Annotated in this window: 37 protein-coding genes, 1 tRNA gene and 1 riboswitch; of the genes, 5 read left to right on the forward strand and 33 right to left on the reverse strand. The window is 49.8% G+C overall.

The features are described 5' to 3' along the window. Window positions 1-12: 12 nt before the first annotated feature. The 23 genes from B9A14_RS09875 to B9A14_RS09975 form a co-directional block, all read right to left on the reverse strand. A complete protein-coding gene (locus B9A14_RS09875) occupies window positions 13-963 on the reverse strand; it encodes a phage minor capsid protein (protein WP_084665536.1) in 951 nt (316 codons plus the stop codon). After that, window positions 963-2387, reverse strand: a complete 1425-nt coding sequence (locus B9A14_RS09880; RefSeq protein WP_084665537.1) for a phage portal protein — start codon at window positions 2385-2387, stop codon at window positions 963-965. The genes B9A14_RS09875 and B9A14_RS09880 overlap by 1 nt, the downstream gene beginning before the upstream one ends. Window positions 2388-2393: 6 nt before the next feature. Continuing rightward, window positions 2394-3620 carry a PBSX family phage terminase large subunit gene (locus B9A14_RS09885; protein ID WP_084665538.1) on the reverse strand — a complete coding sequence of 409 codons (1227 nt, stop codon included), beginning with the start codon at window positions 3618-3620 and terminating at the stop codon, window positions 2394-2396. Then, on the reverse strand, window positions 3617-4117 hold the full coding sequence (locus tag B9A14_RS09890) for a hypothetical protein (RefSeq protein WP_157109913.1): 501 nt from the start codon (window positions 4115-4117) through the stop codon (window positions 3617-3619). The genes B9A14_RS09885 and B9A14_RS09890 overlap by 4 nt, the downstream gene beginning before the upstream one ends. Before the next feature lie 353 nt (window positions 4118-4470). Then, on the reverse strand, window positions 4471-4872 hold the full coding sequence (locus B9A14_RS09900) for a hypothetical protein (protein ID WP_231967687.1): 402 nt from the start codon (window positions 4870-4872) through the stop codon (window positions 4471-4473). 37 nt (window positions 4873-4909) lie between these two features. Continuing rightward, window positions 4910-5035: a hypothetical protein gene (locus B9A14_RS18000; RefSeq protein ID WP_269456736.1), complete on the reverse strand. Its 126-nt coding sequence runs from the start codon at window positions 5033-5035 to the stop codon at window positions 4910-4912. Between the two features lie 124 nt (window positions 5036-5159). After that, window positions 5160-5393: a hypothetical protein gene (locus B9A14_RS09910; protein WP_084665543.1), complete on the reverse strand. Its 234-nt coding sequence runs from the start codon at window positions 5391-5393 to the stop codon at window positions 5160-5162. A gap of 130 nt (window positions 5394-5523) precedes the next feature. Then, the gene (locus B9A14_RS09915; protein ID WP_157109915.1) at window positions 5524-6156 is read right to left on the reverse strand and encodes an ATP-grasp domain-containing protein; all 633 of its coding nucleotides are present in this window, start codon (window positions 6154-6156) and stop codon (window positions 5524-5526) included. 109 nt (window positions 6157-6265) lie between these two features. Next, window positions 6266-6703, reverse strand: coding sequence for a RusA family crossover junction endodeoxyribonuclease (locus B9A14_RS09920; RefSeq protein WP_172839130.1), 438 nt, complete (start codon window positions 6701-6703; stop codon window positions 6266-6268). Continuing rightward, window positions 6646-6954, reverse strand: a complete 309-nt coding sequence (locus B9A14_RS17455; protein ID WP_172839131.1) for a hypothetical protein — start codon at window positions 6952-6954, stop codon at window positions 6646-6648. The genes B9A14_RS09920 and B9A14_RS17455 overlap by 58 nt, the downstream gene beginning before the upstream one ends. Beyond that, complete coding sequence (locus B9A14_RS09925; protein ID WP_084665546.1) at window positions 6951-7175, reverse strand: hypothetical protein; 225 nt, start codon at window positions 7173-7175, stop codon at window positions 6951-6953. Before B9A14_RS09925 ends, B9A14_RS17455 begins: the two co-directional genes overlap by 4 nt. A gap of 12 nt (window positions 7176-7187) precedes the next feature. Next, window positions 7188-7580 (reverse strand): hypothetical protein, encoded by a 393-nt coding sequence (locus tag B9A14_RS09930; protein WP_084665547.1) that lies wholly within the window; start codon window positions 7578-7580, stop codon window positions 7188-7190. Further along, window positions 7580-8128, reverse strand: coding sequence for a replicative helicase loader/inhibitor (locus tag B9A14_RS09935; RefSeq protein WP_084665548.1), 549 nt, complete (start codon window positions 8126-8128; stop codon window positions 7580-7582). Before B9A14_RS09935 ends, B9A14_RS09930 begins: the two co-directional genes overlap by 1 nt. Continuing rightward, on the reverse strand, window positions 8125-9048 hold the full coding sequence (locus B9A14_RS09940; RefSeq protein WP_084665549.1) for a helix-turn-helix domain-containing protein: 924 nt from the start codon (window positions 9046-9048) through the stop codon (window positions 8125-8127). Before B9A14_RS09940 ends, B9A14_RS09935 begins: the two co-directional genes overlap by 4 nt. A gap of 115 nt (window positions 9049-9163) precedes the next feature. Continuing rightward, window positions 9164-9541 (reverse strand): hypothetical protein, encoded by a 378-nt coding sequence (locus B9A14_RS09945; protein WP_084665550.1) that lies wholly within the window; start codon window positions 9539-9541, stop codon window positions 9164-9166. Window positions 9542-9553: 12 nt separating this feature from the next. Continuing rightward, window positions 9554-9898 carry a hypothetical protein gene (locus B9A14_RS09950; RefSeq protein ID WP_084665551.1) on the reverse strand — a complete coding sequence of 115 codons (345 nt, stop codon included), beginning with the start codon at window positions 9896-9898 and terminating at the stop codon, window positions 9554-9556. 189 nt (window positions 9899-10087) lie between these two features. Then, window positions 10088-10414 carry a hypothetical protein gene (locus B9A14_RS09955; protein WP_084665552.1) on the reverse strand — a complete coding sequence of 109 codons (327 nt, stop codon included), beginning with the start codon at window positions 10412-10414 and terminating at the stop codon, window positions 10088-10090. A gap of 246 nt (window positions 10415-10660) precedes the next feature. Further along, entirely contained in the window at window positions 10661-11518 is an 858-nt protein-coding gene (locus B9A14_RS17585) for a hypothetical protein (RefSeq protein WP_197686504.1), read from the reverse strand. Between the two features lie 12 nt (window positions 11519-11530). Next, the gene (locus tag B9A14_RS09965) at window positions 11531-12469 is read right to left on the reverse strand and encodes a YqaJ viral recombinase family protein (protein WP_084665553.1); all 939 of its coding nucleotides are present in this window, start codon (window positions 12467-12469) and stop codon (window positions 11531-11533) included. 60 nt (window positions 12470-12529) lie between these two features. Beyond that, window positions 12530-12679 carry a hypothetical protein gene (locus B9A14_RS17220; RefSeq protein ID WP_157109916.1) on the reverse strand — a complete coding sequence of 50 codons (150 nt, stop codon included), beginning with the start codon at window positions 12677-12679 and terminating at the stop codon, window positions 12530-12532. Between the two features lie 56 nt (window positions 12680-12735). Next, entirely contained in the window at window positions 12736-12900 is a 165-nt protein-coding gene (locus B9A14_RS17225) for a hypothetical protein (RefSeq protein WP_157109917.1), read from the reverse strand. A gap of 122 nt (window positions 12901-13022) precedes the next feature. Continuing rightward, window positions 13023-13331, reverse strand: coding sequence for a hypothetical protein (locus B9A14_RS09970; RefSeq protein ID WP_084665554.1), 309 nt, complete (start codon window positions 13329-13331; stop codon window positions 13023-13025). 157 nt (window positions 13332-13488) lie between these two features. Then, window positions 13489-13728, reverse strand: a complete 240-nt coding sequence (locus tag B9A14_RS09975) for a helix-turn-helix transcriptional regulator (protein WP_084665555.1) — start codon at window positions 13726-13728, stop codon at window positions 13489-13491. 168 nt (window positions 13729-13896) lie between these two features. Here B9A14_RS09975 and B9A14_RS09980 point away from each other — a divergent pair, with 168 nt between their 5' ends. Both B9A14_RS09980 and B9A14_RS09990 read left to right on the forward strand, forming a co-directional pair. Further along, on the forward strand, window positions 13897-14346 hold the full coding sequence (locus tag B9A14_RS09980) for a helix-turn-helix domain-containing protein (protein WP_231967688.1): 450 nt from the start codon (window positions 13897-13899) through the stop codon (window positions 14344-14346). A 256-nt stretch (window positions 14347-14602) separates the two neighbouring features. Further along, the gene (locus tag B9A14_RS09990) at window positions 14603-14815 is read left to right on the forward strand and encodes a hypothetical protein (RefSeq protein ID WP_084665557.1); all 213 of its coding nucleotides are present in this window, start codon (window positions 14603-14605) and stop codon (window positions 14813-14815) included. Here B9A14_RS09990 and B9A14_RS09995 read toward each other — a convergent pair whose 3' ends face one another. Further along, window positions 14816-15097: a hypothetical protein gene (locus B9A14_RS09995; protein ID WP_084665558.1), complete on the reverse strand. Its 282-nt coding sequence runs from the start codon at window positions 15095-15097 to the stop codon at window positions 14816-14818. Window positions 15098-15126: 29 nt separating this feature from the next. Here B9A14_RS09995 and B9A14_RS10000 point away from each other — a divergent pair, with 29 nt between their 5' ends. The 3 genes from B9A14_RS10000 to B9A14_RS10010 all read left to right on the forward strand — a co-directional run bounded on the left by B9A14_RS10000 (window position 15127) and on the right by B9A14_RS10010 (window position 15900). Further along, window positions 15127-15321, forward strand: a complete 195-nt coding sequence (locus B9A14_RS10000) for a YjzC family protein (protein WP_084665559.1) — start codon at window positions 15127-15129, stop codon at window positions 15319-15321. A 5-nt stretch (window positions 15322-15326) separates the two neighbouring features. After that, entirely contained in the window at window positions 15327-15758 is a 432-nt protein-coding gene (locus B9A14_RS10005) for an ImmA/IrrE family metallo-endopeptidase (RefSeq protein WP_084665560.1), read from the forward strand. 65 nt (window positions 15759-15823) lie between these two features. Further along, window positions 15824-15900 (forward strand) — tRNA-Trp (locus tag B9A14_RS10010). Window positions 15901-16003: 103 nt separating this feature from the next. Here B9A14_RS10010 and B9A14_RS17230 read toward each other — a convergent pair. From B9A14_RS17230 to B9A14_RS10050, 9 genes are all read right to left on the reverse strand, one after another. Then, window positions 16004-16147: a hypothetical protein gene (locus B9A14_RS17230; RefSeq protein WP_157109918.1), complete on the reverse strand. Its 144-nt coding sequence runs from the start codon at window positions 16145-16147 to the stop codon at window positions 16004-16006. 13 nt (window positions 16148-16160) lie between these two features. Continuing rightward, the gene (locus B9A14_RS10015; protein ID WP_084665561.1) at window positions 16161-17054 is read right to left on the reverse strand and encodes an Hpt domain-containing protein; all 894 of its coding nucleotides are present in this window, start codon (window positions 17052-17054) and stop codon (window positions 16161-16163) included. A 125-nt stretch (window positions 17055-17179) separates the two neighbouring features. Further along, complete coding sequence (locus B9A14_RS10020) at window positions 17180-18613, reverse strand: chemotaxis protein CheA (RefSeq protein WP_084665562.1); 1434 nt, start codon at window positions 18611-18613, stop codon at window positions 17180-17182. Between the two features lie 23 nt (window positions 18614-18636). Next, entirely contained in the window at window positions 18637-19011 is a 375-nt protein-coding gene (locus B9A14_RS10025) for a response regulator (RefSeq protein ID WP_084665563.1), read from the reverse strand. A gap of 36 nt (window positions 19012-19047) precedes the next feature. Beyond that, window positions 19048-19851: a CheR family methyltransferase gene (locus B9A14_RS10030; protein ID WP_084665564.1), complete on the reverse strand. Its 804-nt coding sequence runs from the start codon at window positions 19849-19851 to the stop codon at window positions 19048-19050. A gap of 18 nt (window positions 19852-19869) precedes the next feature. Further along, complete coding sequence (locus tag B9A14_RS10035; RefSeq protein ID WP_084665565.1) at window positions 19870-20463, reverse strand: HEAT repeat domain-containing protein; 594 nt, start codon at window positions 20461-20463, stop codon at window positions 19870-19872. A 3-nt stretch (window positions 20464-20466) separates the two neighbouring features. Continuing rightward, a complete protein-coding gene (locus B9A14_RS10040; RefSeq protein WP_084665566.1) occupies window positions 20467-21516 on the reverse strand; it encodes a protein-glutamate methylesterase/protein-glutamine glutaminase in 1050 nt (349 codons plus the stop codon). Then, window positions 21434-23020: a chemotaxis protein CheW gene (locus B9A14_RS10045; protein WP_084665567.1), complete on the reverse strand. Its 1587-nt coding sequence runs from the start codon at window positions 23018-23020 to the stop codon at window positions 21434-21436. The genes B9A14_RS10040 and B9A14_RS10045 overlap by 83 nt, the downstream gene beginning before the upstream one ends. Before the next feature lie 30 nt (window positions 23021-23050). Beyond that, on the reverse strand, window positions 23051-24994 hold the full coding sequence (locus tag B9A14_RS10050; protein ID WP_084665568.1) for a methyl-accepting chemotaxis protein: 1944 nt from the start codon (window positions 24992-24994) through the stop codon (window positions 23051-23053). Between the two features lie 136 nt (window positions 24995-25130). After that, window positions 25131-25218: riboswitch (cyclic di-GMP riboswitch) on the reverse strand. Window positions 25219-25316 lie beyond the last annotated feature (98 nt).

Below are 25316 nucleotides of genomic sequence, written 5' to 3' on the forward strand. Positions count from 1 at the left end.
GAGATCAAGTGGTCAATTTTTCGATTGACAAATACACCTTCTAGCTCGCTGCCTTGTGGTGGCTATGGTAACTTTATCCCGCATTTCCGCATAAGTCTGCTTCTCGGCTTCGCTGCGGGGGTCTACGTCCAACGGCTGATTGCTGAACCGCTCGGTCTCCTCGGCGTTGTCATCAAGCTCTCGAACATAAGGCACTAAAACATGCCTGCAATTAGGGTGCCGGGGAATTCGTGCCCCGTTTTCTCCGTATTTTGGGTACCGCTTATCTTTCCCGCTAAGGCTAAACACCTTCCCTTGGAGCGGAGCGCATAAATGGCAGGTAGGGTAATGCGTAGTCACCCGCACCAAATCCAGCCCAAATTCCCGGCAAGTGTTTATCGTTGCCACTGTAGCAGCTTCCCTGGTAGTGGTGCGGGCCACCATCTCTGCATAGGTGTCCAGCCTCCACTTGCGGCCCAGCCTATCCACAAAAGCCGTCTGGCCCTTATCAAGGAGCTGCTGCACTACCTTTTGCTTCATGTCGTACCAGGTCTGCCCGGCTGCCAGCTTCCTCCCCGTCTGCTCTAGCCCCACCCTACGGAAAACGTCGTTTATCCTCCGCCCGATGAACTGCGTAGCGTCACGTAGGTTATCTGCCATATTCTGGGCTACCACATCTATCGCCCTTTGGTGCACCTGGGCAAACTCTGGCCGGGTCTGCTTCTCTATGCCCAACTGCGAAAGAAAAACCGCCGTCTGCGCGGCGGCCTGGGAGTAAACCTGACCTATCGTCTGCTCTATCCACTGGTCGGCGTACCGGTCAAGCTGCTGGAGTATCGCTCTAACCTCCAGCAGCAAATCCCGCCAGTATTGCGTCCACTGGCCCTTGGCTTCTTTCTCAACGATGATGCGAAGTATTTCCTCAAATCCCCGGCGGTACATCTCAATGAGCTGCTGGATGTGTTTTTCCTCGTCGAAGGGCATCAGCTACCACCGCCGCCCTGGGCCTCACCGCCCTGCTGCTGGAGGTTAGGCCGGAAGATTAGTGGTATCTCGGTATTGGCCTCGGCGGTAATCCGCATCAACTCTTCCCGCAAAGTGTCGGCTTCAAACTGGAACAGGTGTTTGAGTGCCGTTTCCCGGCTCACCAGGCCGTTCTGCACCAGCAAGCTATAGATTTCGGCCTGCTCCTTATCGTCCTGCGGCAGACCGTCATTCCAGGTGATCTCGATATTCTCCAGCTTCACCGCTCCCGGCATTCCCTGGGCTACCTCAAGGGCAGAAGCAAGCCGGATGGCTTTTTTCAGGGCCGGGTCGAACCTCATCCTGATGCGGTTTACCTTCGCCAAAGGTGTCATCATAAGCCGCCGCAGAGCCGTGCCGCTTTCGGCAAGGCCGCTCTTAAGCTGCCCGAAAGCCGCTGCCGAAGTTTCGCTAAGCACATAAAGTTGCTCCATCAGTAGTTCAATCTGCTTAAAAGCCGCCTCAAGCTGGCCGTCCCACGTCACATACCCGGGGGGCTTATCGTCCGGGCCCACCGGGAAGTACTTGCCCCCACCCCGGAATGTCCACTCGCCAGTTTTGGGGTCTTGTTCCAATGCGCTATCCGGCCCGTACATATTCGGGTCGGCGTGCTTGTCCAGGATACGGCTTATCTGTGCTATGCGAATTTCTAGCTCCTGGATGATGCTATCAAGGTCGGAGTAGTCGTCAAGGCCGATAATACGGTCAGAAGTCAGGATGTTATTTACCGGGATTATCAGGAAGTCATCAACGCCAGTAACCTGCTCCTCCCGCTTCTGTTCGGTGGCTATAAGCCCATCCCGGAGTAGGTAGGTGACGATGGTTATCCTGCCCGGCTCGTGGATTTCGGCCTTCAGATAGCGGTTTTCCCTAGTGCCAAAAAGCCCCTTCTCTTCCACTTCGTAGTCATAAGCCAACACATGGGCCACAATCTCTTTCACGTTATCCGGCTTCACCACTGGAAACCACACCGCCGGCTGCTGGGCCTCGATGATGCCCCGCCTGTCATAGCGCACCTTGAAAAGCCCGGTGCCATACCTGCTCACGTCCAGTGCCACCTCATAGGCCACATTGATGAGGTTATTGTCCCGGATAATCCGTTCTAAAGCCTGCTGCTCCGGGCTATTCCTGTTGCCCGCCGATATGCGTGGCGGCTCGCCCAGGAGCAAATCAGCCCACAAAGTGCTAAGCCGCTTGTGCCAGTTCAGGATTATCTCTAGTGTGGCCTTCTGGTCGTCCCGAAGGAGCTTTATCCACTGGTCGAATACCAGCTCGTGCTTGCCCTCGAAGAGCAATCGGTTCTGATTGTATCTTGTAAGCCGTTCCACCTCGGAGGGTGGCGGCCAGGCTTTGCCTATGCTGAGAAAATCAAGCGAAGTGAGCAACCGTAATCACCAGCCTTTGGGTTTGGGGAGCACTCCAGGTGCTAATCTGCCAAATATTGTATGTAGCACATAGCGCAAACTGTCGAGCGCATGGTCGTTCTGCTTCAGGGGCCTATCCTCGCCACGCTTCTGCGCCTGGGTATCCCAAACGTAGGTGGTAAACTCACGCAATAAATTCGGGCACTTCTTCCGGTAAACGAAAAGCCGCTTCTGCGATAAGAAAGCGGCTACCGTCCTGATACCGTCCACCACCGCATTATCGGCCTGCCTTATCAGCCTCACCCCGTCCCGCCGGAGCTGGGTAATGAAGCTCGTGGCGGACGGATCTATGACTATCGCTTGCGGGTAGCGGCCTTTGATGAACTCCTGCAGGTCACGGCTGTACTCCGCATCCGTCTTCTGCCGCCCCCGCTCGGAGCTATCCCAGTAATACTCGTCAATAACGTAGAGCTTGTCTTCGTGCTGGCCTATCAGCAAGAATACCGTCGGGTTGTTGGTGCCGTAGTCCACGCCTACGTAATAGCGGATAAATTGCTGCGGTATTTCATCCACCGCATGCACCGTGTCGTCAAACATATCGTAAACGGCTCCCTCGGCCTGCACCCATTCACCGAGGATGTAGCGCCGATACCATAAGCCGGTGTACTCCTTCTTCAGCGCCTCCACGTAAGCTGGGTCAAGGTTCAGGTTATCATCAAGCTGAAACTGCCAGCGTTTCAGGTTTAACTCCCCGGCCCGCTTCAGGTAGTTTTTCATCAGCCAGTGGTAAGGGCTATCCGGGTTCGTTGTGCCGATAAACTTTGCTCCTGACACCGACAGCCGGGAGAGCAGCATTGTGAAAAAGCTTTCGGGCCAGAGCGTGATTTCATCGCCGTAGGCCCCGACCAGCGTCATGCCCCGGATTTTGCCCTCGGCCCGTTCGTCATTCGCTCCCGCTAGGTAAATCCGGCGGCCAAACAGCGTCGCTTCGCCAGCACCCCGGTTGAGCTTGAAATACTTGCTCCCCACCATCTGCTCCAGCGGGTCAAGCACGTTCCGCTTCAGGGTGCGCTCCGTCTTACCCACCATGAGCAGTTCGCCCGGCGGGGCCTCCGCAACGAACATTATCCACGCCACCAAGCTAGCGATTGTTTTGCCGGAGCGAACCGAGCCATCGAGAATGTTCAAGCGGGCCGTGGTGTTGGCAATAACGTCAAGCTGCTTCCGGCTGAATTTGCCCCAGGCAAAGCTCATTCGCCATCACCCAGGGCCTTGAGGCTTCCCCTGATCGCCTCGGCCAGTTCCTTCAAGCTGCCGTCGTCTTTCTCGGTTTTTTCGTCCAGCCCCAATGCTTTCCGCTGGCCTTCCTGGGCCATTTTCAACACATTGGCCGCTTTCTCCAGGGCATAAGGGTTAAGGCGTCCGGTTTTCTCGCTAACAAAATGCTTCCGGAACTCCTTCAATGCCCAGCGAACTATATTTAAAAACTCACCCCATGCTTCGAGGTGAGCTAGGTTCCAGTCAATTTCCTGCTTGATTTGCTTTTCGAGCAGACCCTCCGCAATTTTGCGCTCCTTTTGCGCCCGCAGTTGGCTCTTTTCTTCAAGCCAACCCTTAGCTTTTCTACGTAAGTGTGCATACCCCAATCCTTTTACTTTCGCAAACTGGCGGAGGGATTCGTAGTTCCCTAGTAAAAACTCCCGTTTCAATGCCTCCCAATCGTACCGGGCCATCACCTCCCACCTCGCCATAACCAAACACGAAAGCCGCCCCTCATTGGGACGGCTCCTTACTAGCATTATATATCAGCTATCTCCTCATGTTGTCGCAAAAAAGTCGCAGTTTCTTTGTTATACGCAATTACCTAACTTCGTGGGCTTATTTCCCAATATGCGTCATAGTCTTCGCATCCGATTATTGTTTTCCAGGCTGTACGAAGGCGATCATCGTGAGGTAACTTAAACGGATAATAACCTCCCCAAGAGTTATTAAGGAACTCCACATAGTTGCCTTCATACTCCGCTAAAACCTTACCTGTCCTTCTATCTACCAATCTAAAAGCCATTAGTATCACCCTCTTTTCATCACACTTTAAACATACTGTTCAATACCACCCCAGCCGCTCCGCTATACCGTAGACAAACCCGCTCCGGTAGCGGTGAAAAGTCGCCCTGTCCATTGAGGCTATATCCGCCATCTGGTCTGCAGTAAGGTCAAAGCGGTTTCGGCCCTCCATCTGCGCCTTTATTTCCGGTGGTGGCTCCCAATCTATTGCAAGACCGTACTTTATCCAAATTACTTTACGGCCTTCCTCTCTGGCCCTAGCGTAGGTATCGGCAATGGCTTTAGTAATCCGCTCCATTTCCCTCAAGAGAATACTATCCGCCAGCCGTGTTCCCCGCCTTTCTACCCTACTTTCGGCATAACCTTCCTGCCCTGCAGCCACCGCTACTGGTGATTCGCCAGACAGAATAATCTCCCGCCGCAGCTCCTCTATCCGCTTCAAGGTGTCCCAATAAGCATATATCTCCGCCTCAATATGCCTAAACGTTGCCCGCTTGAGCCTCAATCCTTTCCACCTCCCACAGCAACAGCCCGGCTCGTCCGGGACGGGGTGGCTCCTCCATAATCTTCTTCCAATACCAGAATGGTAGCGTGAGCACCTTCATTCTTTCAACCCACCGCCACAATAATTGCGCTACCTCTGGCTGTTTCCAGCTTACATATTCGCCTATCGTTATCACGCCTTCACCTTCTCTCTAGGCACATCATCCCGTGCTTTATGCCATATCCCTAGCGTTTCCCCACTTCTTTCCGCCTCCCGAGGTCGTACTCCTCCCACCTCTTCCGGGCTTCCGCACGGGCCCGCTCGCACTTCCGAATTGTCCACTCCGTATCAGTCACGCCTGGGCAAAATCTCTCGAAGAATGGATGATTGGCCTTGCAACCCCAGCAGAACTCATGAACGCCGGGGTACGTCTTTGCCAGCGCCTCCCGCAAGTTCTCCCTCAGCATCGTCAGCGCCATTATTCCTTGCCCCCTCCTGCACGGGAATTTTCGCTCCGCAGCGAGGGCAAGTCCATACTTGCCCCACTGCGGCTGAATACCACGGCAGGCCGTATACTACGCATACCCGTTTCTGCATTTCTATGCCCTCCTAAGGCTCATGGTCTGGGTGCCAAGACTGCTCGCCTTCAGCCATATCGATGAAATACCATACGCCGTCCTGGCCTTTTGCAAAGTCCACGCTCCAATAACCTTCTCCTATTGCCCGTCCAATCTCCTCGGCATAAGCAGTCAAAAGCTCAACCTCTTCCGGTGTCTCTCTGTTCAACTCAGCCAGAATACTAGGCCAATTCTCCGGCAATAGGCCTATCTTGTCTGGATACTTCACGGCCAGATCGTTAACTCTATACCACCATTCGCCTATCGCCTCCGCCACCCAATACGGGTGATGACATTCAACCTTACCATCCCGGACGAAATACCTTCTTTCTTTAGCCACAGGCATTCTACCGTAGAAGGCTTTAAAGGCCGCTTCAAGAGGAATATATTTGCGAAACACTAGAGCTTCCGGCTGAAGGCCTAGTATATCCGCAATCTCATTGAACTCCACCACCCGGTAAATATTACTCCAAAGCTTGGCTGACGAGGCCACGTAGCAGGAGTTCTGCCAGTCATGCTTACCCGAGGCCATATCAGTACGGACAAATAGGGGATAACCAAGCTGTTCGGTTGCGTCTATGATTCTTGCCTTTATATCTTCCGGTAAGGGTTCTCCGTCTAGCATTTTCAGTAGCGGTCTATAGCCGGTCTCGACGATAATTGTTTCAGGTTTGGGCACCCGTGTATCCTTCACCCTCGGCCACCAGTAGAGCATACTGTTCTTGTCCATGTTTTCACCCCGCTTTAGCTAAGCCTAATAATATGTCGACCAACTCCTCCATGCGCCTTATTGTTACCTCTGTCCTCTCCTCCCCCTTTTTGCACTCCAACTTTATACCCACCACGGCTTTAACCTGCCTATCGTCCTCCCAAGCTACCCCATTGAGGCCATCGAGCAAACTCTTAAGCAAGTTGTCCACATCCCCAGGGCCGTTGGTGTAGAAAGTAACGATTACTGCCAATTCGCCGTCCTGCTTTTTTATCCGATGCTTGAGCGCATATACCCTTACGGCCTTCTCAAACTCCCTCGTTTTAGCAGGCGTATACGTTATCACCCCGCCCCGGTAAAGCCTAACCTGGTGCCGGGCCTTGGGTACGGGCTTGCCAGGGATTACTAAGCATTGTGCCTCTCTCTCCACTTGCGAGCGTAGTAGCGCATCCTTTCTAGACATGCTTCGCACCTCGCTCTTCCAAAGGGTGCCGGTTTGCCACAGTCCACGCATAAGCCTTTGCCCCGTCTAGCGCTGTAGTATACCCTGTCATATTTATCAAGTTCTATGATGCAGCCATACCGCTGGCATTTATTGGCCCATGCCAATACCACCGTAAATGCTTCGTCCCAAGGAATTCCATATTTCTGCGCTCTATCTGCAAGCTTTAGTACCAGCCTCAAAACCTCCTCCGGCCTGCCCAATGGCTTCATAGCCGCTTCACCACCGCCGCCCCGCTCCACCATGCTCCCTTTAGCACCGTTACCCGGTATTTTCCGGTGTCCACTACCAGCATGGCGGGGGTTATTGCCGTAATCTTTCCCTTGTACCGCTGAATTTTGCTATCCCGGCCCACCCTCTCAGCCACTTCTATCCGGTCTCCTACTTGGAAGGGCCACTCCGGCATTGGTGCGGGAGCATATTTCTTAGCCATGCGCTTTCCCCCTTACAGCCATTCTTCTGGAATGTCCTCCGGCGATACTTCTGTACCTAAATCGGACAACCGCACCTTTTTCTGGGCTGTGCCTGCCTTCTGTTTCTTTCCCTGGATTTCTTCCCACTCCCTCCGGTAGCAGCACATCCGCCACCGGAAGTACGGCCAGCCGTATATCCGTGAGGCCTCCGGGTCGTAAACTGGTACCCACCCCCTAGACCACAGGCCACAGTCTTCAAATCGCTGGCACTTCTGGCAGGCCTCGAAGCTCCGGTGCAGTATGATAATTGGCACTGCATTTTGGCGGAGCACCTCCGGAGGAAACCCCCGCAGGTCTATGCCCCTAGTGGCTAAAAAGAGGACTATTCCTTCTACCTCCTCCAGCTTCTCAGCCGCCGCCTGCATCACTTCTCACCCGCCTTTGGTAGGGCCACCACTTTCCCGCCGCCCAGGGCCTTTTGTTGGGCTATCTTGGCCGTGAGTTCTCTTACCTCACGGGGCGTAACTACACTCTCACGCTGGCGGCCTATCACCTGCTCGTACACTTTCATGAACTGCGCTCGGACTACCTCAGGTTGCTCGGAAAGGCATATTTCTCTCCAGCCCAAATACCTGACTGCCCTGGCTACGTCTTCCGGCAATGCTGCAAGGGCCTCCGCCTCCCTGTAGGAGCCGTACCGCTTCACAGCTTGCAACACCAGTGCCCAAGCTTCCCCAGGCGATAAGGTCTCTGGCTGCATTATCTCAGCGGCTGCCTGGCGAATCTCGGCTACAGTTGGGAAATACCGAACCTCCGAAAGTACCTTCAGAAGGGCTTTCTCCACCACCTGGTACGGCAGGTCTTGGAGCAACCTGTACCACAGCTCTACGGTCGGCCCTAAATCCTTCTCCTGTAGCGCAGGAAAATTAGCCGCAGCAAGGGCTACCAGGTAAGCAGCTTCTTGTTCTGTCATCCGGGGCTAGCCTCCTTTCGAGTTCTCCGTTCTACCCATTCCTGTAGGCTGGCAAAAGCACGGGGTATATTCTTTTGCGGCGGGGAGTTACCGTTATAGTGCGGCTGTTTCTTCGGCTTTAAGAGCAACGAGCGAAGGTAGATTAGGGGTTTTTCGGGGTTGAAACCGCTTTCTATGGCGTATCCCAGGTCGTTTATGGCGGTCAGCACAGCATCATAGCCGTGTTCGTTGTATAAACGGCCAATGAAGGGATAATCGCCCTTTTGGTGCTTGTCTTGGGGTATTACTTCCCTGTAAGCTCTGACCAGTTCAGCAATTAGGGCAGCATTGGTAATTTTCTCCTGCCCCTCTTGGCCGTTAGGCGTCTCTTCTACGTAAGTAGAAGAGACTATATTATTTTCATCTTTTTTTGTTTTAGTTTTAGTTTCTGTTTTAGTTTTAGGGGGTGCTGGAGCCGTTGCGCCGCAACGGTTTGCCGACTTTTCGGTATCAGTTTCGGTATCAGATTGGGTATCAGGTTGGGTATCAACTTGGGTATCAAATTTTGATACCAATTCTGTTTTGGTATCAACTTCGGTATCAATTTTTGATACCGAAAATTGTTTGGTATCAGATTGGGTATCAAATTTTGATACCTTATCGAAGGGTATAATCCTGTAAGCAGTCCTCTCGTTGCGCTTAAACGACGGCTTAAATTCGATTAGCCCCTTCTGCTTTAGCTCGTTTCTGGCCCGTTTCAACGTATTCTCAGACACGTCCATGAGGCCGCATAAGGCCTGATTGGTTATCTGGAACCACTCAGTCCATCCGGCCCTGTTGTTTACCATTAGCAAGGTGTGGTAAAGCAACTGCGCGGATGAAGACAAGCGGTTGCACTGTAACCAATCGTAGAACGTGTTGAGCTGGTGGATATAATTCATGCTTATTACCACCTATTTCGGCTGGATATAACCCGCAGCAGCCGGGGAGTTGAACCCCGGACGCCCGGCCTGTGCCCGGCCTGCTGCTTCCTGAGCCTGCTGCGGGGAAGCCCTCTTAGGCTACTAGCTCTACGCTGTTAATCCACTTTGTTATCCGTTCCATCCCGGGCACTGGCTCAAAGTATTTCGCACTAACGTAGTATTGCTCGCCCTCTCCGAAGTTCCGTAGCACCGCCTTTTTCTTAAACTCCTCCAGCTTTATCCGGTACATCTGCCCTGCCTGTTTATCGTATTGGTAAATCCATTTCACCCCGTCCGCTTCTAACACTGGTAAGAGGCTAGCCTGGATTGACCAAGCGTCGAAGGTCTTAAAGGCGTGACGGCTCTTGCTTACCTCACGGTAGAAGCACCATTCGCCGTTGATGGTGAGAAGCTTTCCGGCAATTTTTTCGCCGCTGGGCGTTTTTATCATAAGGGCTCGCTCCCGGGGCATGGCTAAACCTCCCTATGTGTTTTCCGTTCCACGGTTCACAATGGCAAAAAGCAAGTCATAAAGTCTCCTGAGAATGTCTACAAGTTCATCAACATCTTTTTCCGTAAAACCTAGTCGTTCAAAGTCAGCATTGATGTATACACTGTTCAATATGCTTAAAGCTGTTTTCAGTTGCTCTAAACCATTTGGGAATGGCAGTTTACATTTGGCCATTTCAGGTACCTCCTTTAACATATTGGAAGCGGCCCGGAATCGAACCGGGGTCTCTGACAGCGAGCAGCGGCCAACTGCTCCGATGTCAGCGCATGTCACCGCTATGGTCGGTATTCTTCTAGGCGCCCCGCCATAGTCTCCCATGCTGCCGCCTCCATAATGGAGTTAGCGATAAGAAACAATCGCAAATGCTAAAAACCATAAACCCAAAAGGAACATTGCGGTAAATATCTCCACTCGGTTTAATTGATACCATCCTGCCAAATACCCGAATGCCTTATAGAGGTAAAAGCACCCTAGAAAACCATTAGCAATTCTTATTAACACTACTACCTACTCCCCTCCAGCTTTACGGAGGATCTTTCTGATAGGTATAACAGCCGGATCAGGATCATATACTTCTAATACTTTTTTTAGTGCCTCATACATTTCAGGTGCTGCAGAAATTAGCTTTTGGTTTGCCCTTACCTCATCATCGCTTCGCTCTATATAAGCCCTGTTTGGCGCTTCAGCCCAATGAGTTATACCTAATTGTTGCCAACCACTTTTGATACAAATTGAGTGAACGCTTGCTATCGGAAAACCATGAGCATCGATAATTTCAAAGTCATTCGAGCATTCCCATGGCCCTGGAGTAAATTTGCCCTTAAATTTGCCCATACATCTTTCCTCCTTCTTATCCCCGCCGTCTCCGGCTGCCCCCTCGCGCCTGTTCATCACGGCCGCCGGCGCAAGGCCGTTCCCCGACGCATCCGACCTGCACACGGGTAGGTGGGCAACGGCAAGGCACCTATTCCGTGGCCCGGAGCCAGCGGGGTTAGGTTAGAAGGACACGGAGGTGTGGATAATGTGGACGCCAGCCCACGTAGATAACCCGGAGGATTACACCTCCTTGCCTTGGATTTTTTATTGTGGCTGGCTGGCTAGGCTCATTTGTTCCGCTTCTGTTTCACTAGACTGTTCCATATCAAGAACGCTTTTTGCACCCTTCAAGAACTCGAATAGTTGGTTTAGTTCCTGTTGCGTCCTAATACGTGTTGATAGCTTAGCCACCTTAACTTCTGTCCCAAAGTATTGGCTTGCTAACTCCTCCACATCTTTTTCTTTCAGCTTTAGCTCACCCTTAACGGCTTTCCAGAAAGCCGTCCAGTCTGGCCTACCACCCTGACCGTTCGACTTTTCTCTGTTTCTTGGTGCCGCCATAGATGGTTGTGACTGCGTTTGCACATACCCCGTGGCTTCTAGTTCCTCTAGCTCGTCTTCTAGATCTTGCGTGAATATTTCGCTCAGGCTGGCTACGGTGAGAACGGCATCTACTTGTGCCCTCTTTTTGGCCATTTTGAGAACAGTGTTGGCCAGAGTGTAGGGGTCTTGTTGTTTGCCGCTGGTGTAACGCTTTTCTCTAGTATTGGCGTGGCCCATGCCCTCCGTTATTTTCTGGCCGTTGCGGTAAATCACGCACTTAACGGTGAAGGCAAAGAAGCCTTTTTCGTAGTCGGTTATCTTCTCAATCAGTTCATATTCACTCGTTAGCCCAAGGAGCATTAGTATCTTTTCCGCTCCGGGTTTAAGGAGCGTCGGCTTTGAGCCTGTTCCGGGGATAACCCCGTAGTCATGTCCTTCCCGGAGCGTGCTTTTAACTACGGCTTGGAATGAAGCGATTTTCTGCATCGTCTGTTGCACTAACTGGACGTTTATGTTATCTATAATGCTGAGGCTGGTATTTACGCTGCTCGGAAGGGCAGCGTTTTTCTTTTCTTCCATGCTAGCACCTCCTTAAACAGCTTCTTTAATCTCTAGTACCTTGTAAGTACTAACTTTTAATAGCTTAGCTAGCACCTCCGCAGGTAGTTCCTTCCTAGCTAATTTGGTGTCAAATCTTTCCTGGCGTCTTTCAATCCACTGAACTAGCCACCTGCCAGCTTGGATTGGCGTTTCTCCCGCTTCTTCCTGGAGTTTGGCCTTTAGCTCTTCTTTGAGTTCTTCTAATGCCTTGATTTCCTCGCAGACTTCCTGGTACATTTCCACCACTGTAGCCAAGTCGCTTCTATCCTGTACTTCATAAGATTGCTTTTTCCAACCCGGCCAACAATGCTGAGTATATACGCACCAAGGATACCGACATTGCCAGTCCCGGTCTGGATGGTACGGCGGCGGAACTTCTTTTTTCTGCTCTATTGCCTCGGCAAGCTTTTCTAGCTCTTGTATCTTGGAGCAAACAAATTCTGGATTATAAGGGATGTACTCATAGTGGTGTTCCCACCACTGCGTAGGTGGAGTCTCTTTGTTGCGTGCTACTAAGTAGGCCCGTCCAATATCCCATCCTGCCCGCTTGAGACCATGGAGATACAATTGGACTTGGGTGTAGTATTGGGGGTGGGATTCCTTTACGCCGTTTTGGCGAAACTCTTGGAAGGCCCTTCTCTTCAAGCACTTGGCCTCAAGTAGCACGGGCTTATTGCCCATGCTGCTCAGCCCAATTGCGTCAACGTGGCCTACGAGGAAATCTGTTGCTTTGACTTCTAGTTGCTGGTTGCTCAGGGTATAAGGGGCATTAGGTAAGTTATTGGCAGCCCAGGCTAGGATAGATGGTTCATGTAGGTGTCCCTCTTCAAAGGCCCGCAGGGTAGATTCGGCCTGCGGTAACCCTTCTATCCCCTGGGCCTCAAGCCATATCCTTCTCGGACATGCCCCAGCTTGGCTTATACGTATCATGCTACTCCCCTACCTTTACCTTCCATTTGCGCCCGCACTTGGGGCGGATGCTTTCTTTTCTCATGCTTTTCCTCCTGTCCATATCAGCGCTAACCCTATTAACGTCCCTACCACCGCCACCCATCCGGCCCAGCCCTGACTGTCCAGGGCCGAGCCGAAGAGGGCAAAGAGGAATAAACCTGGAAAAAACAATTTGACGTTCTCGCTCATTTGATGTACACTCTCCTTAGACCACTTTCTAATCGGCTGCTTCTTTGCAGCTCTTTTTATTTGCCCGCTTCTTTCCGGCACACATCCACGTATGCCAGACGGGCTAAACAAAGGATGGCGCATTCTTCCGCCATTTTGAGATACCAGGCGCAGTTTTCCTCCAGGCAATCACACACATCGACAAAACCATGATCGCTATCAAAGCTCAATGGGCACTTCACTTATTTCACCTCCTCCACCGGCTCCCACCCCGGCCTATCCGGGTGCACCCAGCACCAAAAACATCTGGGAGCAGCCTCGTGGTCGTCGGCGTACCTCCATTTACAGTTAAAGCAGGTCTTTATCACTGCTTCGCTCCCCCTTTGAACACCTTAAATGTTTGCCGTTTTGCCTCCCGTTCGGCTTTCCGGTGTACATTAGCCACCAGGATTCCGATAGCATCTAAGCACCCGAATATGCTTGCCACTACGCTGTAGCCGTCTAGTGCATCCAGTATCGTCTCACATGCTTCGGAGGCTTCTTCTGCTAGGGAAGGGTCTTTTAGTGCAGCTTCAGCGGCTAGTATCATGACCGGGTGGTGGAATAGGTGCTCCAGTTCCTCTGGGGTCAGGCTTATGCGGGTGTCCACATCGAATTGCTGACTAGGCTTCATTTTGGCTTTCCTCCTGCTTATTAAGCCTTTCATGGTAGCACCGACATTTTCCGCTAGGGCTCAAGCTGATTGTTACTCTCTGGCACTCGCCGTAGTAGTTGTACATGCAGTTTTGGCACTCACAGTAAATTGTCACGTCCACCGCTTCACCTCCTTCCTACCCCGCCCGCTCGTCGGGGGTGGGGTCTGTTGTCATTTCGCAACCTTCACGGCCAAAAATAATATTGTCTACACGGGTGCCTAAGACCTTGGCTATTTTTTGGGCTATATGAAGGCGGGGGATCCGCCTTCCCATCTCATAGTTGGCAATTGTACTTTGCGCCAGACCAACCGCCCGAGCAAGCTCTGCTTGGGTTAACTTCTTCCTTATCCGGACTTCTTTTAGCGGCTTAGGCATATCTGTTTACCTCCTGTTCGGTTGCGGTATGGCCTTTCTGTCTCTTATTATAGATTGCACTTCGCAACCTGTCAAGCAAAAAATTTCATTTTGACGCCAAAAGTTTTCGCTCTGCAATTCTACGGCTATAATAGAAGCTAGAAACTACCAGGAAGGGAGGGATATGCAATGGAGGATATGCAATATATCGCCACTAAGCTTAGAAAGTTGAGGGAAGAAAAAGGTCTAACCCAGGAAGAAGTTGCAAAGGCACTAAACATCGCTAAAAGCACTTTGGGAAACTACGAAATAGGCCGCAGGACGCCAGATTTGCCTATGCTAACCAAGCTAGCAGAATTCTATGGTGTCTCTTTGGACTACTTTAGGCCAAACGGCCATTCCCCCACTCCCTGGTGGGAGAGGGATGAGCCACCGAGCGACATAGAATTGTGGGAGTTCGTGCAGAAACATTCAAACTTGAAGCTCATGGGCGACCCGCTCGATGAGGATGCGAAACACGATATTCTCCTCTTCCTTCGAGCAGCACACGAACACATAAAGCAAGAGAGAAAGAAAAAGGCCGCCGAAGCGGCCAAGAGAGAGGGGATATCACAAGACCACAGCGAAGGGAGTGAGTAAGGGGAACATCCCCGCCGTGGCCTATGACCGTTAGGAGTTGGGAGCAATTTGGAGTATAGTAGCAATTGCATTCGAAATATGAGCTATCTTTTCTGCATTATCTAGTGGGAACCGAGCTAGCTCTTTATTAACATCGGTGAGTACCTTGAGCGTTTCAAGAGCATACAGTTTTCTAGTGAAATCGTAACACTCGATTAAGTCCTCGTCTTTGTACTGGAGCATGTGCTTTTCACCTCCCATAGAAAGGAGCTTAAGTATGGCTGATAAGTTTGAGGTTGCCAGGGATTTAGTGATTGCGCTAATTCAAAATAATGCTTTACGGCCAACTAATACGGCAACCAGTGAAGCTTTAAATGCTAGCTTGGTAGCTGAAGTGGCTAAGGCTTACACGACAATCTTCCAAGCCCTAAGCGAATTAGAAGAAGCAGAAAAAGCTAGAAAGCCGCAAAAGCCCGTTAAACTCACATAGTTAAAACACCAGCTTATTATCCCTTAACACCTGGTGCAGGATGAACCCTAGCACCTGGATTTGCTGGTGTTCCAGTCCAAGCTGGCAGTGATTATTGATAGCTTCAATGATTTCATGCAAGAGGCTTTCCCCGGCCTGTTCCGGGGGCTGTCCTTCGGCCAGAACTATCTCCTGGGTAAAGGGGTGATGCTCGGCAAAGCTACGGCGCTGCGTGCCTAATAAGGGGTCAAACCTTACTGTATAAGTGATGCCTCCAATTTTTACGGTTTGCGGTATTTCCATAACATTATCCTCCTGAGGGAGTGATAGACGTGAGCAAGAAGCAAAACCTGTTTAAACCTGGCGAAAAAGCTCCAGAGTCCGGCCAGTATGAAATTGTTGGGCCACGGGGCGGCAAAACACCTTATGGTGAAAGAACCGTAGTAGAGGGTGAGCCTTTCCCACCAACCCCGGAGCCGGGCCTGAAATATAAGGAGGTAGACCCCACCAAGCACGGGAAGAAGTAACCGTTATGGAAGTACCCTATTACGTCCGTGCCGCCTGGGAACTGGCCCGGGAATATGCCACTAGGAACCCTGCTCGTATCGCCCAGGAGAGGGGAATTAAGCTCTTGTATCTCCCCTTCCGAAGCATATACGGTGTTGGTGCTTACTTGGCTGATTGCAAGCTCATAGCGGTCAATAGCAACCTCGAAGAAGAGGAGCAAAATCTAGTCATCGCTCATGAGCTTGCTCATTTTGAACTGCACCCAGAATTTAGCGTTTACTTTGTACTCTCTCATTCCCTATTTTACACCCGGTGGGAATACGAAGCAAATATGTTTGCTGCGGCATTAAGAATAGGCGAAGACCTGGCCCGGTATGAGCCAGCCATTAGAGAGCTGGCTGCCGGGAGGGTGGACAAGTTTATAAAAGCATTGGGAGCGAGAATAGAGGATAACTGAATCCGTTGGCTCTGAGGGAGGTCGCCTAAACCGGTCTCGGGAAAGCTTGATTTTTCAAGGGCTGCAGGGGCGTAGCTCAATTTGGCAGAGTAGCGGACTCCAAATCCGTTGGTTGCAGGTTCGAGTCCTGTCGCCCCTGCCATTCTTGTGAATCAAAGGCTTTACGGATTTACCCCGTTTAAAAAAACGTGGTGTGGACGCTGATTTAACTAATATTTAACATGAGGATTAAACTCATCTCCATATTATCTCCACTTTTGCTCCACTTTTTGGACAAATATCCCATGAAAGTAGTTTTCAGGTTCCCACTTTAATCTCTCTAGTACTTGGGAAGGCAACAGAATAGTCCCATCATCCTCTAGACGACTTATATATCTTATTTCGGCCATAGCGAAACCCTCCTTAGAGTAGCTTCTTTAAGGTTATACGGCTCAAAACTTTGTAGGTTAGGTCGTCGACAGAATACAGGATCCATCCTTGCCTCATAGCATCGCCCAAGAGTCTTAAACTGCCATTGTCAAGCTTCAGTACTCCGGGTGCAAAGTCAAGGACAACGCGCTTCCCTTGGGCTTGTAAGGTATATCCATATTCTCGATACTTTGACCAATTATCCTCCCTAACCTCTACTATATATCCCACGTCCACACCCTTTACGTCAGGATAACCTTCTATACACTCATAAAGATGGGGCTCATCAATGTTACCTTCCATAACTGCCGTTATAACAGTAGGAAGTACTCGACCAGAGAGCAGTTCGTTTTCTGTGGGCTTTGAAAACTTTAGCTCACCTATCTCCTCCAAACGTTTTAGTATCACGAAAGCCCGGGCGCCACGCATATCTGAAGCTTCGTCGAGGGTAACCCGTATTAATACTTTTTTACTTTCACTGTTTTTTTCACCCTTTTGTGGAGCTATAAGATTCCCTAGAGAAGCGCTCTCAAGCTCTTTAGCGATACTGCTAAACACAGAAGGGATACAGCTACCCACTCCTTCCTCAACTCCACGTACCAGCGATCTCAATACATCACCAGCTTGAAGTAAAAGGTTACATACGCTTTCACTTATTACTACTTCTCCCTTCCGGATACTGTCCAATAATGTTTCCATCTTATGGGCGAATTCTGCTATATCCTTAAGCCCCACACAAGCGGCTGAGCCTTTTAGGGTATGGGCAACCCTAAAGATGGCATCAATGGTCCTACTATCTTTCTTTTCTAGTTCCAAAAAAAGGTGCTCCAGGATATCTAGTTGTTCGTAAGCCTCATTTAAGAATTCACGCATAAGGTCAAGAGCCATAAGATATCACACCATCCTCCCTCAACTATCTATCATTCATTATCACTACCTACCTGTTTTGGGCCATATCCGTTTCATTTGGAACTCATCCCTATATTTGCTTGTTCGGGTTTTTCATTACTGTTCTATGCCATCCTTCCTATCACCTCAGCATCCAAAATTAAGGCGATATCACCGTTCCCTAGGATCGCTACTCCGGCAAACATTCTCAAATGAGAGAACTGGGAAGGGAGATTTTTAAGCACGACATCCTGTTCTCCTAGTATCTTTGGTACAGCTATGGCGGTTCCAGACAAGAGCACTATAAGGGTTAACTCTTCACCTTCCCATGCTTCCATCTCGGTTTTAAGTGTGCGAGAAAGTCGTACAACAGGGTATATGGTATCACGTAAGGTTACTACTTCTCTATCCTTAACAGAGTGTATCCTATGGGCTTCTATTCTTACGATTTCCTTGACTTGACCCACCGGTATACCGAAGAGACCACCACACCTTACCAGTACTACTTTGGTTATACTCATAGATACGGGCAGTTCTAACGATACCTCTGTTCCTTGGCCATATTCGCTATATACTAATACTCTGCCCCCCAGCCGCTCTACCGTTTCCCGTACTACATCCATGCCTACACCTCGACCGGACACTGAAGTTGCCTCATCCTTTGTGCTGAAGCCAGGTAAAAAGATTAACTCTATAGCCTCCTCAAGACTCAGCTCCTTCGCTTGTTGTTCTGTTATTAAGCCTCGGCTGACGGCCTTACTCTTTACCGCCTCGGCATCTATACCTGCTCCGTCGTCCTTTACTACAATAACCACGCGCTCTCCTTTACGCTCTGCTCGCAATATGAGTTCCCCTTCTTCCGGCTTTCCTGCTCTAATTCTTTCTTCGGGTGCTTCTAGACCATGATCTATAGCATTACGGATGAGATGAAGGAGAGGTTCATATATGGAGGCTGCTATGTTACGGTCTATGGTAACCTCTTCGCCAAACATCCTAAACTGTACCTTTTTTCCCAGCTCTTGCCCAAGATCGCGAACCACTCGGCGAAACCGTTCAAATACAAAACCTACAGGCATAAGACGCATTTCCATGACTATGTCCTGGATCCCCCAGCTCGTCCGGCTAAGTAATGCTTGGTATTCCTTAAATTCCCTTATTACTTCTATCGGTAATCCAAGCTCTTCTAAACGTTTTATTAAATGAGTAAGCCCGTTTGTGCTCACTATAAGCTCGCCCGCTAAGGCTAGAAGTCTGTCTATCTTGCTCTGATCTACTTTGATTGTCTGCGTGTCACTGATTTCTCGTCCCACTTCCCGCACTATCCGGGAGTCTTCAGCTAATGCCACCTTACCTTCCAGATAATCTCTAGCCAACCGTTCACATGCCTCTATATAATCTTCTGCCCCTACTTCGATTTCGAGGCCGTACTCCCCTCCATAATCCAGGAGATTTACCTGGCCGAGCCATCCCCTTTCCTCCATCTCTTTAAGTAGAGGCCACACGTCGTATCTAGCCAGTTCCTGGGCAGCGATCCTTAAAGTCTTACCTTCCCTTTGCATGCGATGCTCCCCCGTTGTTACCTTTATCTAGCTCCGTGGCCACCGAACATTGTACATACTCGCTCTAAGTCTTCAGGTTTCACGGGTTTAACTAAGTAAAGGTCGGCACCAGCTTTATATGCTTCGACCATATCATTTTGCCCTGCCTCGGTTGAAATAACAACCACGGCTACATTTTTGCCCTGCTCAGCCTTGCGAATTTCACGTATCAAGTCGTATCCATGCATCTTAGGCATATTTATATCTACGAGCACCACATCATACTCAGCCATAAAGAATTTTTCCAAGCCCTCATATCCGTTATCTGCAAAGTCGACTTGATGCCCAGCTTTTAGGAGAATATTGGCATGGTATGCTCGCACGGCGCTCGAATCATCGACAATTAGTACTCGGGCCATAGGGGTCCCCTTTCGCTGGAAGTATGTTATTTTATGTTACTTTTGATATATAATGGCGTTCTTGAACTTTACGGGTTTGAATAACGTAGTTATTCGGCTCATGGATTCCGAGTGTCCTAAAAATACATATCCTCCAGGTTCCAGGGCCTGGTAAAAGTGGAGAGCTACGCGACGCCGCGATAGATCGTCAAAATATATTAAGACGTTACGGCAGAATATGGCATGGAAGTTACGCATGGTGCGCATGGCACCATCATCTACCAGGTTTAACGGATAAAAACGTATCCTCCTTTTTAATATGGAAGAGATAGCATAATTTTCACCTACAGGGGTGAAATAACGCTTGAGGTAGGCTTCCGGAACATAACGGATGGCATAATAACTGTAGATTCCTCTCTGGGCCTTTTCCAGAACCTCCGTGTTTATATCCGTGGCGTGTATCTGCCAGGGTATGTCACCGGCCATCTCTTGCATTATGATGGCTAGGGTATAGGCTTCTTCGCCAGATGAACATCCAGCACACCATATGTTAATCCCTGTACGTCTATTACCATTCTTATACCAGAGAGGAACAACCTCCTCAGCCAAACATTTCAATTGGTCGTACTCACGGAAGAAATATGTTTCGTTGACAGTTAAACTGTTCAGCAATTCTTGGCGCATTTGACCATTCCTATCAAACCTCAGCGCCCCTAGGTAGGCAGTGAAATCTTTAAAGCCGTACTTATACATTTGCTCTTCGACGCGCTTTTGTACATAGTAGACTTTGGTGTCCTCAAAATAGATACCCGCCTCACGATAAACATATTCTCGAAGGCGTTCAAATTCTGCTTTAGTCATTTACTCTTTCTGGCCTCCTTAACTTGCGGCTTCGGTGGGTTCTCCACATAGCCGAGTTGTAGCCCTCTGTACTATAAAGTGGATATAGGGATGGGTAAATCTTCTTGCGCATCCCTCAATCAACTGGACATCCTCAGTACTTCCCATTTCACCTATATATTCCATGGCAGCTCCAACTACATTTATGTCCTCGTCTTCGGCTATCACCTTCCGCAAAAGGCTTAAACTTTCAGGACACCTGCTCCGGCCCAAGATGTGAACTGTCATCACCCTTACATCGCGGTCAGGGTCTTTAAGAAGGACCTCGATAACATTCGAAACCTTGTCGTCCAATTTCTGGGTGAGGACTTCTACAGCTAAGCTCCGTTCATCTGCCTGCTGGCTCTTTAGAAGACAGGCCATCTCTCTTACCACTTCCTGGGAGTCACCTATAAGTAGCGAACATATGATTGCTTCCCGCACCATGGGATCCTTTTCTTTGGTATATGCCTGGACTAGCACCTTGGCCGCACCCGGGATTCCTGATGTTCCGATTCTACACACAACATCAAGCCTTGAGGCTGGGTCCTTAGCTTCTTTGAGCTCCTGCACAATGGCCTCAAGTTGATTCATCCTTTACCTTCCTCCTACCTTCTGGCATATAATGTTTGGTATTCTATAGCTTGGGGCTACTACATCGGCACCTCCGCGTTCTATGGCGGCCCGGGGCATGCCCCAGACTACTGCTGTTTCCTCGCTTTCGGCTATAGTCCATCCCCCACGCTTTCTTAATTCTACCATCGCATCTGCTCCATCATCCCCCATTCCGGTAAGGAGGATACCGATGGTACGCCGCGGGTCAAAAATGTCTATCAATGAGCGCAGGGTTATATCTACTGAGGGTCGGAAGTCGGTGTCTTCCGGTTTTAAAGAAAGATGGCAGACCAAAGCGCCTCCATGACGTCTGAAAAGCAGATGGTAACCACCAGGGGCGATTACGGCTAGGCCATTGCTCAATCTCATTCCTTCTTGAGCCTCACAAACGTGTAACCTGCTATACTGATTGAGGCGTTGGGCGAGGCTCGATGTGAAGCGTGGGGGCATATGCTGTACTATTACCAGTCCAGCCGGCAGTTCCCCAGGCAGATGGGGCAGTATATCTTCCAGGGTCCTCGGTCCCCCTGTGGATACGCCTATCATTACCACCCAATCTAAGCCTTGAGCCGATGCTGGAGCCAGTTTTTCTCTCTGGAGATTCCTTCTTACAGGGGACCTTTTCCGTACCCTGGCTCTGGCTGCTGCCCTCACTTTACGGACGATCTCCTCTGCTAGCTTACTTATGCCTAAGGAGATAGTGCCATCTGGCTTAGCTACAAAATCGACTGCACCCAGCTCCAGGGCCTCAAAGGTTATCAGAGCATCCTCCTGGGTAAGGGATGAGATCATCACTACTTTAGCGCGTGTTTTCGAGGTTATATAGTGAAGAGCGGTAAGGCCGTCCATGCGAGGCATATTGATATCCAAAGTTACTACGTCAGGTTGGAGAACTACCGCCTTCTCTACGCCCTCCAATCCATCACGTGCTACATCCACTACCTCGATATCAGGCGCTTCCGCCAGTATCTGTTTCAGAGCCCTCCTCATGAACGCAGAATCGTCTACTATCAGCACCCGTATATTGCCCATCTTCTAGCCTCTGCCCCTCCATAGGTTCTTCTAAAGAATAGCCTTCTTCCCATGATAGTACCCGTACAGGGTCTAACAGTAATACATTTCGCTTGTCGCTGAACTTAGCTATTCCGGCTACGAATGAACGGATACTGTCTTTAGTCAAAACTTGAGGGGTAGCTTCAATATTATTTGCGCTTATCTTAGCCACTTCTTTTACCCCATCGACCATTAGACCTACTAGAGAGGCATCCCCTTCGCAGATGAGAATCCGAACTTGTTCATCTATTTCCCTTTCAGCATAGTCAAACTTACGCCTAAGGTCGATAATGGGGATTATGCTTCCCCGGAGGTTTAATATTCCCTTTACGAAATCTGGTGTCCTGGGGACTGCAGTTATATATCCCGCGCGGATTATCTCGCGCACACTCTCTATAGGTAGAGCGAACTCCTCCTCTCCCAATACAAAGGTAACAAGCTGTCTCTCCTCTTCCAGTAGTTTCCGGTTAACTGCCCGGATATCTTCTTTCTTCCCTTCTTCCCATCTCCTTAAGAAATACGCATCCTGAAGCAATTTAGAGGCATCAAGCACAAACAGCATTCGGTCGTCGGATAGGCGACATATAGCAGTAAACTCGTCTCCAGCATGGCGTACTATATCAGGAACAGGCTCCAATAGCTCTTCGGTTACCCTCAAGACTTCAGCCACACTATCTACTACTAGTCCAACCGCCACACTTTTTCCCTTACCTACATATACAACTACAATTCTCCCGCCTGTAGCCTCACCGTTCTTAAGACCAAAGAGCTGCCTCATACTGATGAGGGGCAAGACCCGGTCCCGGAGGGATACTAGTCCAAGTACATAAGGAGGGGCATCAGGGATTACGTTCCAGGTTTCTGATAGGTGTACTATCTCTTGAACATCAGCGATATCTAAGGCGTATTCTTCTTTCCCTACCCGGAAGGTCAGAAACTGTTGCTCCTTTTCTTGGCTTTTACTTCCTTCTTCCTTCGAGCTTTGGTTCCTATGTCCTTTAGCTTCGTTAAGGAGCGCTACTCCTTCTTCATCAAGGCCTATATCTTTTAGCATTTGGTCCATCTCTAAGAGGAGGACGAGTTTACCCTCGCCCATACGTGCTGCTCTGGTAACATATCCTGCAGTATCTCCTTTTTCTCGAAATTCCTCTATAGCTTCCCTCGGTATATCTACTACCCCGTCTACTCGATCAACGATGTACCCTGCTTGCTTTCCACCTATATTAACCACTATAACACGGTTGGTTTCCATATCATCTCTTCCGCTTATGCCTAAACGCAAGCGGGTGTCATAAATTGGAAGAATATTGCCCCTTAGGTTAGCGAGCCCCCGCATATACGGGGGCGTCAGAGGTACCTTTACTACTTGGGGAACGCGGATGATCTCTTGAAGGTACTCTATACCTATCCCGAAGCTTTCCTCGCCTAAACGAAATATTACATATTGGTCAAGGCTTGTGGCTGACCCCCTGATCGCTGCCATATACCTTCCTCCTCGCTCGCCTATCCTTCGTTAACCTTGCTGGAGCTCATCCGCCAAAGCCGCAATCTCTTCTATGGCCTGGGCGAGTTCCTTCATACCTTCCGCCTGCTGCCGGCTAGCTGTGGCTGCTTCTTGGGCAGCTTTACTGGCCTCTTGAGCAGACGTGGCTATCTGCTCTACCCCTTTGGCTGTTTCTTCCACCCTTAACAGGCTTTCGTCGGCCTGCTTCTTGACTATCTGTACTCCTTCAAGCACTACTCGCATGTCAGCTTCAATGGCATCGAGGTCAGCGACTGTTTTCTGGGCTTTTTCAGCTTCTTTCTGAACAACTTCTCCGATGGTAGTAATGTCCCGGAGGACATTCATTATCTGCTCCTGGATACCTTTTACCATTTCTTTAATCTGTTCAGCGTTACGGGCACTCTCTTGGGCAAGGTTGCGGATATCTGAGGCCACCACGGCAAACCCTTTACCGTACTCTCCTGCCCTCGCCGCTTCTATAGCTCCGCTTACAGCCAGCATGTTGGTCTGGATACTTACGCTGGCAATTGTATCCACTATTTTATCTATCATCCGGGCGTTTCGCTCAAGTTGGTTGACCTTCTGTACGTTCTCAAGGTTAGTCGATGCCGCCCGTCTTATGCCTTCAATAAGCTCATTCACCCTTACTTTATTAGCAGCCAGCAGGTCATTAAGCTCCTGTGTTGCTACTTTAGACTCTTCTGCTTCCTTGGCAATTACCCCCATGGATCTTTCTATTTGTTTGATAGCACTAGAGGCTTCTTCGGAAGCCGAAGCCTGTTGCTCTGCCGACTTCGCTATTTGATTTAGAGCTGCGTTGATCTCTTCTGCTGAACGGCTGGCCTCTTCAATTGCTGAGGATAATTCTTCCGCTGCTGCTGCAAGAGACTCGGCTGATTTAACGATATCAGTTGAATGCTTAAGCGTATCAGCTAGATCTGCTAAATTATTGGTACTAGCACTTATCTCGGCCAGCGCATGGGCCTGCTGCTCAACCCCTTGTAAAGCTTGCTCAGTTGCGCTGGCTTGCTCTTCAGCAGTAGCTGCTATTTGCTCGCTTCCCTTTTGGAATTCAGCCACTGCCTTTTCTACTTCAGTAATTAGCTGTTCGATCCTAGTTGCACTCTCTACTACGTTGACTACGGAGCTAGCTATCTTCTTAAGCTCATCAGTTATAACTTTGCCCTTTTCTGTTTCACCTCTAGCTACCTCGGCTGCTTTATTAATAGCTTCCGCCACTATCCGTACATCTTCTTGCACGCTATCCACTATCTTCCGTATATCACTGGCTGCTTTCTCGGAAGTTTCTGCCAGGGTCCTTACTTCGTCGGCTACTACGGCAAAACCACGGCCGTGTTCCCCAGCCCGTGCGGCCTCAATCGCAGCATTTAGAGCCAAAAGGTTAGTTTGGTCAGCGATCCTTACGACAGTCCTAACAATCTCACCAATCTTGGCCGCTTCTTCTTCCAGCCTTGCCACCAGTCTGGCCGATTCTTCGCTTCTAGCAGCGCTATCGTCTACACCTTGGATCAGTTCTTCGATGTCTTGAGATGTGCGGTTTACTAAATCCCTTATGGCTTCACAACGGGACAGCGACTCCCGTGCCTGCTTTACAGAGATTTTCGCCGCCTCGCCAATAACCTGTATGGCAGCCAAAGACTGCTCGGTAGCACTGCTAGCCTCCTGAGCTCCGCTGGCTATTTGTTCCATAGCGCTGCGCAATTCTTCTACAGCACTTGAAGCCTGTTCAACTCCAGAAGAAAGTTGTTCTGTTGCACTAGCTATCCGCTCAGCTATCTGTTGCTGCTTGGCAAAGGTTCGAGCCTGCCTCCTGCGCGCTTCTATCTCTTTCTTATCTCCCTCCTTTACTAGTTCAGTCTTAGAAGTATCCCTATATACCCCTCGGCTGCCCGTAGGTAAAGGTTCTAATGTTTTGGTAGAGGTAATAGCCATAGGTGTTGCCTCCTTCTTAATTTTTGGTAGTTATGACTTATCTTGCTTTAAGTTAAATAAACTTAAATCTAAAATTAGGCTTAAAATAAGCTTAAAATAAAAGGGAGCACGTTTCTGCTCCCTCCTACCTCGATGCACCGGCAGCCTGGCAGCCTTAGCTTAGATCCCGCCTTAGGCCCATGACTTTGCGCCCCGCCCTTTCGAACGGTTTGCCCTTCTCGGTGCAGATAACGTACCTTTCCTGTAGCCTTCTAACTTACTCAGCCCTTATCTCTTATTTTATTTTGCTGTTATTTTATTCGACATTATGTCTAAAAATCCT

It is taken from the genome of Thermanaeromonas toyohensis ToBE (assembly GCF_900176005.1).
Lineage (GTDB): Bacteria > Bacillota > DSM-521 > Neomoorellales > Neomoorellaceae > Thermanaeromonas > Thermanaeromonas toyohensis.